We start from the raw sequence: 14417 nt of genomic DNA on the forward strand, positions 1-14417 counted from the left end.
GCAATATCTATTGGAAACTTGACGTTTTCAGGATGGTTTAGGTCGATCCTCTTCGTTGATGAGCCTCCCGTAGCGGCGGGCTTCGCTAACGCACTTTTGCTCTCAAAAAGAGGCGACAACAAAGTCCCCGGACTATCCAGGGGATTTAGGGCGATCTGAATCTGACGGGGAAAGGGGAAATTTGAAAACACGCGCTAAGGGCGATCGCACTTTGTCAGCCAAAGTAACAGTATGCTATGGAACTCAAATCAGCGGTGCAGTGGATACCTCATCCAGACGGTCATTGGATACTTCGCAATCCCGAAGACATGACTTTCATGGAAGTTGACGACTTTGACAAACAGGTAATCTTGCAACTAAGCAAACAACCCATAACTAACACTCTCGTTGAATATGACATCGATTTAGAAGATGTCCAAAATCTCTTGAGAAGCTTAGCACAAACGGGAATGCTAGAAGGCACAAAACCGCCGAAAGCCAAATTCAATCTCCTATCTTTCACAATTCCCCTAATCAATCCCGATGTCTGGCTGTCGAAACACATAGACAAACTGCGCTGGATTTGGACGTGGGAATTTGGCTTTTTTCTGTGCGCTTTCATCGCATCTTCCGCCGCCGCGTGGTTTGGTTCCTCAGCGGAAGTTGTTGTCTCGCACCAGCAGTTATGGACAGCCGGGAAAGTTCAGACCATTATCACATTGGTCTTGCTGACAATCGTGGTAATATCTTTACACGAACTCGGTCACGCTTTCACGCTCAAACACTACGGCGGCATTGTTAAAGAGATTGGATTGTTGTTTATGTGTTTCATCCCTGGATGTTATACAGATACTAGCGATCAATACAGTTTAGTTAAGCGAAAACAGCGGGTTTTAGTCGTGGCGGCGGGAGTTTTGATTCAATTTACAATTTGGGCTTGTGCTGTTTGGGTTTGGTTATTTTCTGAGTCTAATTCTGTTTGTCATCAAATTAGTTATTTGTTGATGGTGGCGGCTTTGCTGACTGTAGCAATTAATTTGAATCCCCTCAACCGATTTGACGGTTATTATTTGTTGGTTGCTGGAACTGGAATCAACAATCTGCGTCAAAAGTCCTTTGATTTTTATGTTAATTTGTTGCGGAGGGAGGAGATGGAGGCAGAACTAAGTGATAGATTGGTTTTGGCTGCTTATGCGCCTTTGAGTATAATTTATACGGTTTTTGCTTTGAGTTACTTGATGTCTTTGATGGGGAATTTGGTTTTGCGGGTTTGGAGTTTGTAACCGCAGATTAATCACGGGCGGGACGCCCGTTCCACAAATGCAAGTTGATTATTTTAGTTAGGGGTTTACTGAAATGAATGTTTGTCAAAAGTTGGGAATTGTTTGCGGAAGTTTTAGTTGGGCAGTTTTTAGTTCATGTGTTTCTGTAGAAGCTGCTACTCTGACTCAAACTTATACTGTAAATCTGGATTCGCAGCCGTTAAATAGCAGTACAAATGTGGTTTTGCCGAAGTTTAATTCGCTGTTGGGTACTCTGTTGAGGGCTTATGTTACTGTTAAGTCTACTGTTAATAATAGTGTGAGCATTACTCCTTTGACTGGAGATTTTACGGGGACGGCGGCGACTAATGCAAATATTGCTGTGAATATTCCGCTGTTGAAGGTTGACCCGAATTTGACTTTGAGTGTTTTGGCGAGTCCGCCGGAAACGAAGATTGCTAGCGGTGGTACGGGAAGTGTTAGCGGTTCGGGTTCTGGTAGTGTGTCAAAAAGTTATATTTCGTCGCAGTCTCTGAGTTCGTTAAGTGGATGTGATGGTGATACTTTTATCGCAGCTTTGATGACAACGGGTTTGACTAAAATTATGGGGAGTCCGGCTAGAGGTAGTTTTGGGGGTCTGGTGTCGGCTAATACTACAGTTAGTGCAATTTATGAGTATGAACCTTTTGCTGATGCTGCTGTGCCGGAACCGATGACGGCGGCTGGTACAATTCTGGCGGCTGGAATGGGTTTATTGTGGAAAAGAAGCAGGACAAAAAAGGTTTAATTTGGTTCGTAGTGAGGACTTCAGTCCTTTCTATGTGTGTGAATAAGAGACTTATTGCATGATTTTTGGATTGAGACAAAAACCTTAGCCGTAGGGTGCGTCGCATCGAAAATTATCAATAAAAATTGACAATCTCACAGCGACGCACCTGAAAAATAGTTGAGCAAACAGACCAAATACTTCTTTTTTGTAGCAATAATTGAGATAAATGATATTAGTTGAATCAATCCTGGGATGGTGTGTCGCTTCTATATGGTTGGATTGGTTCGGCGTATTGTTCGCAAGCGACACACCCTACGATTTTTACTGGTTGATGTTGAATCACTCCTGGGATGGTGCGTCGCTACTATATGGTTTCGATTTGTTCGGTATATTGTGGAAGGCGACACACCCTACGATATTTAGTTGTGGAGGTTGAATCACTCCTGGGATGGTGCGTCGCTACTATATGGTTGGATTTGTTCGGTATATTGTGGAAGGCGACACACCCTACGATATTTAGTTGTGGAGGTTGAATCACTGCTGGGATGGTGCGTCGCTACTATATGGTTGGATTTGTTCGGTATATTGTTCGCAAGCGACACACCCTACGATTTTTAGTGGTGGAGGTTGAATCACTCCTGGGATGGTGCATCGCTACTATATGGTTGGATTTGTTCGGTATATTGTGGAAGGCGACACACCCTACGATATTTACTATTGTTGGTAATAATAAATGTATGAAAAAAACCCGCGCTGGCGGGTTTTAATCTATCGAAAATTGCCTTTAAATTGGCTTAGAGCGATCGATAAACGCGATAATTAATCTCGGGGAAGATGTTGTCTATCTCCTGAACCTTCTCCAACCAGCCGGAATCCACTTTGCCTTCTTTCACTTCATCGTACAGCTTGTGAAAGCGCATTAAGTGCGATCGCGTCCGCCGCACCGCATAGGGTACCATCGTCCCTGTACGCATGATAAACGCCCAGTCAGACGATTGAGCTAACAGCACTTCCCGCGCTGCTTGATTCAACGCCCGCAACTGCAACTCATCCTCTGCTTCCATGTTTCCCAACTCAATCATTCGTTCCGCTGCTTTATGTAAGTGCGGATAAATCCAAGCGTTGGTATCGTTCAGCCAATATTCGTGGAAACCGCGGAAACCCCAGCTAGACTGGGAAGGACGGCACACTTGCTGAGTCGGATTTCCCCGCAAATAATCGGCTAGGTGCGTCATTTCGTAGGTATTTTGGTCGTACCAACTCTTGCGGAATAAGTAATCTAAGAACCAAGGCCCTTCGTACCACCAGTGACCGAAAAGTTCGGCGTCGTAAGGCGATACAATAATTGGGGGACGCTGCATGATGCCGTTGAGGTGTTCGACTTGCCGTTCCCGGTTGAAGGCGAAGTTGCTGGCGTGTTCGGCTGCTTTTTCCCGCGCCCAGTAAGGATCGTATAACTGTTTGTCGCCTAAACCCAATCCGCGACCGGTGATTTTGTGATATTTAATCCCGGTGTTTTTGCGCTGGCCGTTGGGCATGATGTAGGGTTTGATGTAGTCATATTCGGCTTCCCAACCCAAATCTTTGTAGAATTCCCGGTATTCGGCGGCGCCGGGATAGCCGACTTCGGATGACCAAACTTGCTGCGATGATTCGTGATCTCGACCAAATGCTGCGACTCCGCATTCGGTGAAAATTGGGGCGTAGCTACCGTAGCGGGGACGCGGGCGGGCGTAGAGGATGCCGTGTCCGTCTGTGAGAAAATACCGGAGGCCAGCGTCGGCTAACATCCTCTCTAAGCCCTCGTAGTAGGCGCATTCGGGCAGCCAAATGCCTTTTGGTCGGCGGCCGAAGTTTTGTTCGTAGCTTTCGCAGGCTACTTGTATTTGCGCCCAAACTGCTTCGGGGTACATTTTCATCAGCGGTAGGTAGCCGTGGGTGGCGCCGCAGGTGATGATTTCGAGGTTGTTTGTGTCTTGGAATTGTTTGAAGGCTTTGACTAAATCTCGATCGAACTTTTCCCAATAATTCCGCACTTGGGAGAAGTGCGCGGCGTAATGTTCGGCTAAATATCGGAGGTGACCGTTGCCGCTGTTGTGTTCGATTTCGAGATCGGCTAGTTCTTCTAGTTTGGCTAAATGATCGTCGAAACGGTCTTGTAGTAAGGGATCGCGCAACATGGCTACCAAGGGCGGTGTCATGCTCATGGTAATTTTAAAGTCGATGCCGTCGCGTTTTAGCCCTTCAAAGACTTGCAGCAGGGGAATGTAGGTTTCGGCGATCGCCTCAAACAGCCATTCTTCTTCTAGAACGTAGTCGCTTTCGGGGTGGCGGACAAAAGGCAAGTGGGCGTGGAGAACGAGGGCGAGGTAGCCAATAGTCATAAAAAGAAATACGGTAAGTGGGAAACTCGGCGACTTTAGTCCCGAGAGGGAAACGACCCGGGGGACTTTAGTCCCCGTGAACCCCCTTGCGGGGTTGGAGGGGTATGGTTGCCCCTCCAATGGAGATATTATGGTCTCCTTTCTCCCTTGCGGGGTAATGTTAGCCTCGACCTGGTTATAAAGGCTTGTTAGACCTGCAACACTGTTTCAGTGACTTTAAAACTGTTTAATTGCAGATGACAGAGCGAAAAACTGGCGTCGCATTTTCCGGTGTCGTGACCTAAATAACGGCTCCTCGCGATCGAGGGGTCTGGTCAATACAGCTTGCTCGATTTCTCTTACAAGCTCAGTCCCTAAAGGGCTGAGTTACTGACAATGATTTGGATGACGGCAGTTAGGGACAGCTTTAAAATATTTTAAGATTTTATGCTGAAACGGCACACGCAAAGTGCTGTGTTTTTTTTAATTGGTTTTCTCTAACAGACTAAATGCCAGCAAATTCTGATTTTCTGCTTGCTCTCGGATCAGGACTGCTGCTGTTTGAGAGTCTACTGGCTTTGAGAAAAAGAATCCTTGGGCGTACTCGCATTTTAATCCTTTAAGTATCGATAGTTGTGAGGCTTCTTCGACTCCTTCTGCTACTACATCCATGCCTAAATTGTGGGATAAAGTAACGATCGATCGCACAATTTCTGTCGGATCGATGCCTCCTTTGCCGAGGTCGAATTCGCCTCCCATCCTGCTGACAAAAGAGCGGTCTATTTTTAAGGTATTGGTGGGAAAGCGGTGCAGGTAGGAGAGCGATGAATAGCCGGTGCCGAAGTCGTCGATGCAAAGGTGTATGTTTCGGGCTCTAAGCTGCACTAGCATTGCGGTTACTGAATCGGAATTTTCGATGAGTACGCTTTCGGTAATTTCTAGTTTTAAACTGCTGCCATCGAGGTGAGTTTCTTCGAGAACTCGATCGATATATTCGATTAAATCTGGCTGAGAAAACTGTTTGACGGAAAGGTTGACGCTGACGCTTAAGGGCGGGTTGTTGTGAACTAACTGCTGCCAATGACGGATTTGGTGGCAAGCGGTACGCAGTACCCAGCGGCCTAGCGGTACGATCAATCCGGTTTCTTCGGCGATGGGAATAAATTCGTTGGGGGAAACTAAGCCGCGTTCTGGATGCTGCCAGCGCACTAGGGCTTCAAAACCGATAATTGCGTTGTTGGCGATCGACACGATCGGCTGGTAGTGAATGATAAACTGGGGGTCGGCCGATAAGGGAGGTAAGCTCGATCGCCCTGATTGGGGAGATTTTGCCGATGGCAGAGAGTCTTCTTCTCTGGCGGGGTCTTTAATAGATTCGATCGCCCGCCGCAGGTCGTTTTCTAGCTGCAACAGCTTCAAAGCATGGGCGTGCATGGAACTGTTGAAAACTTCGTGTCGGGCTCGGCCGAGTTCTTTGGCGCGGTACATGGCGGTGTCGGCGTCGCGCAGCAGGTTTGTCGGTTCTTCGTATTCGCCAGAACTTAAAGCAATGCCGATGCTGGCGGTGATAAATACTTCGTGTCCATCTAGCAGGATGGGGGAAGTGATTGTCTTTTGCAGGCGGTTGACTATGCCCGTAGCTTCATTTACGCCGTCGATGTCTTCTAGCAACAGCACAAACTCGTCTCCTCCGATGCGCGCTACTGTATCTCCGACTCTGAGACAAGCTTCCAGACGCCGCGCGATCGCAACTAGCAGTTGATCGCCGATCGCATGGCCGAGGGAATCGTTGACTACTTTAAATCGATCTAAATCGAGAAACAGCACCGCAAACAAGTAGTCTTTGCGCCGTTTTGCCAGCCTCAGAGCGTGTTCGAGCCGATCGGTAAATAGGGCTCGGTTGGGCAATCCGGTGAGGGAGTCGTGAAAAGCGTCGTGCAGCAGTTGTTCCTCGGCTTTTTTGCGCTGCGTGATGTCGTGGCAGTTGATCACGATGCCCTTGACTGCCGGATCGTGCAGCAAATTGGTTGCTACAGCTTCTACATAACACCAAGAACCGTTGCGGTGGCGCACTCTGTACTCCAGTGGGGACTGGCTTCTTTTGGGGTTTTCTATGGCTTTGTGGAGGGTTTGGGCGATCGCAGCGCAGTCGTCGGGGTGAACTGTGCTTAGGGCGCTGCGCCCGATCGCCTGGTGGGACGAGTAGCCTAAAATGCGCTTGACGGAAGGGCTGATGTAGCGAAAGATGCCTTCGGCGTCGAGAATGATCGTGATGTCTGTGGCGTTTTCAATCAGCGAGCGAAATCGCTGTTCGCTTTGTCTGAGGGCTGATTCTGCCTGTTTGCGATCGCTGATGTCGAGAGCTACTCCGTCGATGATGATGTCGCCGTTTTCGTTTTTGGAAAATCTGGCGCTGTCTTGCACCCACTTGACTTCGCCGGACTTCAACACGATCCGGTACTGGCGATCGCAGGGCAACAGACTGGCACTCGATGCTGCTACGCTGCTGTCATAGGAGCTTTTGTCGTTTGGATGGATGATTTCGGTCAACAGTTGGGGGCACGCCATCGCTTCTTCTGGGCCGATCCCAGTAACTTCGCGCACGCCCGGACTGACGTAGGGCATGGAGGTGGTGCCGTTTGGATGCAGCACGGCACGGTATACTGAGCCGGGAATGTTTGCTGCCATTGTGGTTAGCTGCTGCTGGATGCCGCGGACTTCTGCTTCAGCGCGCTTGCGTTCTGCGAGTTCGGTTTGCGCTTGTTGGTAGAGTTCGGCTTGGTGGATCGCGATCGCGCACTGATCGGCTATGGCTTCGATCAGGGATAGTTCTTCGGCGCTCCAAAACCGCGGGCGATCGCACTGGTAGAGGCCAATTCCTCCCAAAAATGAATGCTGGTAGAGCAGGGGCGCGATCGCGACGGCGCGAAACCCCACCAACTCTGCTGATGCTTGCAGGGACGGACACAAGCTTGATAATTCTTCGATCGCGACGGTTTCTCCAGCAGCCAGGGAGGTGCGGTAGTGTTGGGCAAATTCGCAATTTAGCCCGATGAGTCCTTGTCTGTCTGCGGCTTTGCTGATGTAGCGAACTATGATATTGCCGAAAGCATTTGGTTGCAAGATCGTGCAGCCGCTGATTTCAAGAGCTTCGTGCAGTTGATCGGCGGTGGTTTGCAGCACTTCGTCGAGTACCAGGGTTTCGCGCATGGCTTGCACGATGCGGTTGACGATCGCCTCACGAGTCGCTTGCCGCTGAATTTGGGCGATCGCGAATTGTTGCTGGCGGCGCATTTTGTATTCTTGGAGCGATCGTTCTAATACTGTTGGCAACCTAAACAGCCGCCCTTTTAATACGTAATCGGTCATTCCCGCTTTGATGCACTCTACTGCCGCTTCTTCTCCCAAACTTCCCGTTACTAAAATAAATGGTATGTCTTGCCCTAATTCCTGCATCAATCTCAACACTTCTAAACCGTTGAAGGCTGGGAGGCGGTAATCTGACAGCACAGCATCGTACTCGCAATTTTCCAACATTTGTCTGCATTCTGTTGCTGTTTCGGCAGTATCGCACTTAAAATTTACTCCTCCCGCTTCTAAGGCGAGCACTATTAATTCCATATCTTCTGCCATGTCTTCGACAATCAACAGTTTTAATGTTGATTCCGCTGTCATTTTCATTAAATAGTTTGTCTGTTCGCGATCTAGCATACGGAATTCTTGATTTTTTGATTGGTCGTTCGTGTTGCTAAATTTCATTCTTTTTGATTAAGTTTTTCGATCCGGATTCTGAGTTTTTATTTTTTTTAACTGAGATTATTTATCAAATTTAACAATTTTCACAACCGCCACCGATGGCTGCCGAAACCGACTGTGACTTATTTAACTGTATAATAGTTTTAAATTCTGAATTTAGAACTATTATACTGGTAACTTACGAATTTAGATTGCGGTTTGAGATTATTTGCCTAGTTTAAAGTAAAATGTCGCTCCTTGAGTAGGTAGGCTTTCTGCCCAAATCGTCCCGCCGTGGCGGTGAATAATCCGCCCGACGATCGCCAAACCGATGCCCGTACCTTCAAATTCTCTCTGGGAGTGCAGCCGCACAAAAGCTCCAAAAAGTCGATCGGCATATTCAGAAGGAAAACCGACGCCGTTATCCTTGACAAAAATCGTTCCATCGGGTAAAGAATCAATAACTATTGTAGCGGGAGCGCGATCGCGGCTGAACTTGACGGCGTTGCTAATCAAGTTGCTGAACACCTGTTGTAGCAAAGTTGGATCTCCCGTCACCGCCGGTAAATTTCCGACAGCAAATTCAACTTGGCTGTGGGAAGTTTGGGGGTGATCTGTGGCAGTTCGGGGTTTAGTCAATTTAATCGCAGTTTGCACCAAACGGGTGAGATCGATCGGAATTTGCATCAACTCGGTGCGGCTCACCCGCGAAAGAGCGAGCAAACCGTCAATCAACAAACTCATTTTTTGGCTGCTGTCATCAATCACTTCCATATAATGAACAATTTTAGGATCGCTGACAGCATCAGTGGATTCTAACCGCTGTTTCAGCGCATTCACAAAACCTGAAATATGGCGCAAAGGAGCGCGGAGGTCATGGGAAACAGAATAGCAAAAAGATTCTAATTCTTGATTGGCAGCCTCTAATTGCTCCGTGCGTTGCGACAAAGCTTGTTTTGTCTCAACCAACTCGGTGATATCGCGAGAAGTGCCAATTAAAGCATAAACTTCGCCATCGAGATTTCTCAGGGGAACTTTATAAGTATCAAAATAAGTAGTTTTGCGCTCGGACAAAACATATTTTTCCTGCAAATGTAGAGTTTCGCCTGATTCAAATACCCGCAAGTTTTCCTGCACAAATTTTGTGGCTAGTTCAGTGGAAAAACATTCAAACACCGTTTTGCCCTGCATTTCTTTGGTGCTGTTGAAACCAGCCATTTTTGCCAAAGGTTTATTGACAAAAGCCTGACGCATATTTTCGCGTTCTACCACAAAAATGCGATCGGGCAAAGCATCAAAAAAAGTCTCTAGTTCGGCAGTACGCTGGGCGACTTGAGCTTCTAAAGTTTCGTTGAGCTGTTTGAGTTCTGCCTCGGCTCGCTTGCGATCGCTAATATCTTGACCGATGCCGATACATCTGCCGTCTGAGAGACGAATGTTTGCCCAAGTAGTGTCCAGAATTCGACCATCTCTAACTGTTGTTTTGAAGTCTTCCCAGTTCTCAGTTGCTGCTTTAATTTGAGCGATAACGTATTGGCGGTATTCTGGCTGCGGATAACATTCGGTAAAGATATCGTGGTTTTTGATATCTGCAAAACTCCAGCCCAGCACTTTTTCCCAGTAGCGATTTACCCACTCTATTTCACCGCTATTACCCAAGAATGCCAGCATGACTGGCACGTTATCAAAGATTGTTTGCAGCACTTCTTTTTGCTGTTTTAAGGCTGATTCGGCTTGTTTGCGTTGCGTAGCTGCTGCCACGGCATCGCTGATGTCGAGTACGGAACCGATGATCTGTTTTATTTGTCCCTCTGGGGTTATTTTAAAGATTGTCGAGCGATCGTGAACCCAGCGCCATTCCCCGTTTTTGTGTTTGATCCTGTAGTCGATTTCCTGGATTTCGTGGGGGTTGGTGCTGTTTTCCAGCCGCTGCATACCTGCAATTAAGGCAGCCCCATCCTCGGGGTGAACCAAGGTAGAGATAGCTTCTGAACCCAACTCTTGCAATTCTTCAGGACTGTAGCCGAGCATGGCTGTGACTGCTGCATTTGCATAGATATTTTGCTGTGCTTCTGTGTCGTAAATGTACAGAAAATTGGGGATGGTTTTAATGATGCTTTCTAAAAGTTCTTGATGTTTTTGCAGTTCCGATTCGGCTTGTTTGCGGTGTGTCAAGTCTAGCACAAAACTTACCCCAAATTCCTGCGTTCCTTCTAAAAATGCAGCGCCTATCAGCACGGGAACGCGACAGCCGTCCGAGCGGATGTATTCTTTTTCAAAGGGGACAATCACGTTTGCAGACACGAGCTCGGAGATTTTTTGTTCGTCTAGATGGCGGTACTCTGCCGGTGTCATTGCTTGCCAGCTAATTTTTTGGGAGGACAAATCGTCTCGCGTGTATCCTACTAGGTTTAAAAAAGCCTGATTTGCGTCGGTAATCTGACCGTTAATATTCCAAAAAAATATGCCGATGATATTAGAATCTACTACGCGCCTAAATCTAGCTTCGCTTTGGCGCAACTGAGCTTCGACTTGTTTGATTTCTGTGATGTCGCGGGTGATGCCTAAAACAGTTTCTACTGAATTGTCCTCAGCAAATTCGGGAATTACTCGACTTTGATAGTATTTTTTCCCGTGGGGAGTGGGAAAGTCAAATTCGATGGTTTCGGGTTTTCCTGTGCGGAAAACTTTGAGCAAAGCTTCGTCCCACAGGTGGCAAAAGTGGGGGGGCATTCCTAATTCTCTGTTGCTTTTGCCGATAAATTCTGACGGGGGTTTTCCGGTGGCTTGTTGGACTTCTTTGTTGACGTACAGGTGGCGCAGTTCTCGATCGAACCGCGCTATGATATCGGTGGCATTTTCGGCGATCGCGCTGAAGGCTTGTTCGCGCAGGTGCAGTTCTTCTTGAGTGCGGTGGTGTTCGGTTATATCTCTGGCAAAAGACAGAATTGAAACTAATTTTCCTTCTGCATCGATCAGTGCAGAATTGTACCACTCGCAGTAAATTACCGAGCCATCTTTGGTATAGTTGCGGTTGCGACAAACGTTGCGGGGTTCTTGGTTCTGCAAGAGTTGATTTGTGGCGGCGCACACTTGCTCGAAGTCGAATTCATAAACTATTGACCATTCGTGCCAATATTTGCCGATTACTTCTGCTGCACTCCAGCCAAATATTTGTTCTGCCACGGGCGACCACCGGACTACCCGAAATTCGCTGTCCCACTCTATAACTGCCATTGGCGAGTTTTTTAAGTGAAATTCCCGCCGCTCCTGGGCTTGTTTGATTTTGGTTTGCAGTTGCTGGCGCAGTTCCTTGACCCCGGCAAAATGCTGGCTGATTTCCTGTCCGTTTGCTGCCCCTGCTTTGACTATCTGAGCAATGGTTTCTGCTGTTTGTTTTTCCAGTTCGTTCCAAGCAAGTTCGAGGGCTGATTCTGCCTGATCTAGGTCAGTGATACTGTTGGCAAACAGTGGGGCACTTTCTACAGGAATTTCTGGCATATTTTTGAGATTTAGGCAAGTGTTTTTTTGATAAAAATCAATTTAATTGAAAAATTTAAAAAAATAAATTTATGGTTAAATTATACATTTTAAATTTTTCAATTGTGGGCTGCCCCGGCGTGATTTTAGGCGGCACGCACGATCGGTTGAGCGTCCCGATCGGCTTTCGGGCGATCGCCCGAAAACTCTCCTCACTCAAGTACGGGTGCCGTGGGGTGCTTAGTATATTTTTGCACGCGATCGTGGTTTCGGGCGATCGAAATAATACCGATGCGTTCGCCCTGCGGCGGCGGCCGATCTGTAGCAGGGCATTGGTGCACTGCTCCCAGCAGCACGAGGGCGGCGCCGTCTGGCAATTCATGGTGTGAATTATTTGTCACTAGCGGCCACAGGAGCCGATCTTGTTTGCGAGTTCTGCCTGCGTGCAGTGAAAACCGTTTGATGGGGATCGAATTAAGCTTAAATCTAGCGCCAGAATTTAACCTGACTTCGGAAGCCTCGCTCTGGCTCGCATCCGCCCGATCGAGCTGTGGGGGACTTTCACAATACTCTTCCAAGAACGATCGCCACGGATGACCGGTACCGATACTTGGATTTTTCGCCAGATATGCAAAGGAGTTCAAGCTGGTTGTTGACACCAGTGAAACCCTGCTTGCCCCGCCCAATAATCTCAAGTCGGTTTGCTCAATAAACAGCTAAGATAAAATATAAAGTTATTCAGTCTTTATAGGTCGCTTGTCAGTAACTCAGCCCTTTAGGGACTGAGCTTGTAAGAGAAATCGAGCAAGCTGTACTGACCAGACCCCTCGATCGCGAGGAGCCGTTATTTAGGTCACGACACCGGAAAATGCGACGCCAGTTTTTCGCTCTGTCATCTGCAATTAAACAGTTTTAAAGTCACTGAAACAGTGTTGCAGGTCTAACAAGCCTTTATAACCAGGTCGAGGCCAACATTACCCCGCAAGGGAGAAAGGAGACCACAATATCTCCATTGGAGGGGCAACCACACCCCTCCAACCCCGCAAGGGGGTTTACGGGGACTAAAGTCCCCCGGGTCGTTTCCCTAGGAAGGACTAAAGTCGCCGAGTTTCCCACTTACCGTATTTCTTTTTATGACTGCTGCTGCACCAGTTAAAACTCAGTACGAAGCCATTATCGGTCTCGAAACACACTGTCAATTGAGTACGAATACTAAAATTTTCTCCAGTTCTTCTACAGAATTTGGCAATGCCCCAAATACAAACATTGACCCAATTTGTATGGGAATGCCTGGAGTGTTGCCAGTATTAAATCAAAAAGTGCTGGAGTATGCAGTGAAAGCAGGGCTGGCTCTCAACTGCGAAATCGCACCTTACAGCAAGTTTGACCGCAAGCAATATTTCTATCCGGATTTGCCGAAAAATTATCAAATTTCTCAGTTCGATTTGCCGATCGCTACTAACGGTTGGCTGGAAATTGAACTGGTGGACAAAACGGGCAATTCTACTAGAAAAAAAATCGGGATCACTCGCTTGCACATGGAGGAAGATGCCGGGAAATTAGTTCATGGCGGCAGCGATCGCCTCAGCGGATCTACTTATTCAATGGTGGACTACAACCGCGCCGGCGTGCCTTTAATCGAAATTGTTTCGGAACCGGATTTGCGCTCGGGCGCCGAAGCAGCCGAATACGGTCAAGAAATACGCCGGATCGTCCGCTATATCGGTGTTGGCGACGGGAATATGCAGGAAGGTTCCCTGCGGTGCGACGTGAATATTTCGGTGCGCCCCGTTGGTCGAAAAGAGTTCGGCACTAAGGTGGAAATTAAAAATATGAACTCTTTTAATGCGATCGAACGGGCGATCGACTACGAGATCGAGCGACAAATTGAAGCGATCGAAAATGGCGAAACTATCCTCCAAGAAACGCGGCTTTGGGATGAAAACAAGCAGTGTACTTTCAGTATGCGACTCAAGGAAGGTGCCAGCGATTATCGGTATTTCCCGGAACCGGATTTGCCTCCGATCGAGGTTTCCACCGAGCAATTGCACGATTGGAAAGCTCAACTCCCGGAATTGCCGGCCTCCAAGCGCCATCGCTATGAATCTGATCTCGCTCTTTCTCCCTACGACGCGCGGGTGCTGACTGACGACAAAGCGGTTGCTGAGTATTTTGAAAAGTCGATCGCCGCCGGTGCTGCGACTAAACAAGCTGCCAATTGGGTGATGGGCGATATCACTGCTTACCTGAAAAATCAGAAACTGGCGATCGCAGAAATTCCTTTCCAACCGCAGGATTTAGCCGAACTGCTGGCGCTAATTGATGCTGGCACCATCAGCGGCAAAATCGCTAAAGATATTTTGCCGGAGTTACTCGCAAGCGGCGGTTCGCCTCAGAAGTTGGTAGAAAGCAAGGGTTTGATTCAAATTTCGGATACAGGGGCGATCGATCGGGCGATCGATGCCGCGATCGCCGCTAATCCCAAGGAGCTCGAACAGTATCGCGCTGGCAAAACAAAACTGCTGGGTTTCTTTGTCGGTAAGGTGATGAAGGAAACGGGCGGCCGCGCCGATCCGAAATTGACCAATGAATTGCTGGCAGCCAAGCTTAACACCCCAGGCTGAGCACTGATTAAGGGTGTCGTGTAGCGGATTGAGGGGCGGGCGATCGGTTTATGCTGAGTCCGCCCTTTTTGCTGCACGATATCTTTATAATTAAATATACATTTCTTTACAGTATCTTCATGATTGGGGGTTTCGCCCCTCATAACGTTCATGTTATATTGTGTTATGTAGATGCACCCTGATGGCAGAGAGAGTTATTGAAGTA

7 protein-coding genes are annotated in these 14417 nt (G+C 47.8%); 3 read left to right on the plus strand and 4 right to left on the minus strand.

Annotation, left to right across the window (positions count from 1 at the left end):
- Positions 1–236: 236 nt before the first annotated feature.
- Entirely contained in the window at positions 237–1262 is a 1026-nt protein-coding gene (locus tag QZW47_RS17015; RefSeq protein ID WP_293128923.1) for a site-2 protease family protein, read from the plus strand.
- A 73-nt stretch (positions 1263–1335) separates the two neighbouring features.
- Positions 1336–2028, plus strand: coding sequence for a PEP-CTERM sorting domain-containing protein (locus QZW47_RS17020; protein ID WP_293128925.1), 693 nt, complete (start codon positions 1336–1338; stop codon positions 2026–2028).
- Positions 2029–2804: 776 nt separating this feature from the next.
- On the opposite strand, the gene QZW47_RS17025 is transcribed toward QZW47_RS17020, so the two are convergent.
- The 4 genes from QZW47_RS17025 to QZW47_RS17040 form a co-directional block, all read right to left on the minus strand.
- On the minus strand, positions 2805–4394 hold the full coding sequence (locus QZW47_RS17025) for a glycoside hydrolase family 57 protein (RefSeq protein ID WP_293128927.1): 1590 nt from the start codon (positions 4392–4394) through the stop codon (positions 2805–2807).
- 462 nt (positions 4395–4856) lie between these two features.
- Complete coding sequence (locus QZW47_RS17030; protein WP_293128929.1) at positions 4857–8084, minus strand: EAL domain-containing protein; 3228 nt, start codon at positions 8082–8084, stop codon at positions 4857–4859.
- A gap of 249 nt (positions 8085–8333) precedes the next feature.
- Positions 8334–11609 (minus strand): PAS domain S-box protein, encoded by a 3276-nt coding sequence (locus tag QZW47_RS17035; protein ID WP_293128931.1) that lies wholly within the window; start codon positions 11607–11609, stop codon positions 8334–8336.
- Positions 11610–11800: 191 nt separating this feature from the next.
- Positions 11801–12247 carry a hypothetical protein gene (locus QZW47_RS17040; protein ID WP_293128933.1) on the minus strand — a complete coding sequence of 149 codons (447 nt, stop codon included), beginning with the start codon at positions 12245–12247 and terminating at the stop codon, positions 11801–11803.
- Positions 12248–12721: 474 nt separating this feature from the next.
- Here QZW47_RS17040 and gatB point away from each other — a divergent pair, with 474 nt between their 5' ends.
- On the plus strand, positions 12722–14212 hold the full coding sequence (gatB, locus tag QZW47_RS17045; RefSeq protein ID WP_293128935.1) for an Asp-tRNA(Asn)/Glu-tRNA(Gln) amidotransferase subunit GatB: 1491 nt from the start codon (positions 12722–12724) through the stop codon (positions 14210–14212).
- Positions 14213–14417: the final 205 nt, after the last annotated feature.

The organism is Microcoleus sp. bin38.metabat.b11b12b14.051 (genome assembly GCF_013299165.1).
Classification (GTDB): Bacteria; Cyanobacteriota; Cyanobacteriia; order Cyanobacteriales; family Microcoleaceae; genus Microcoleus.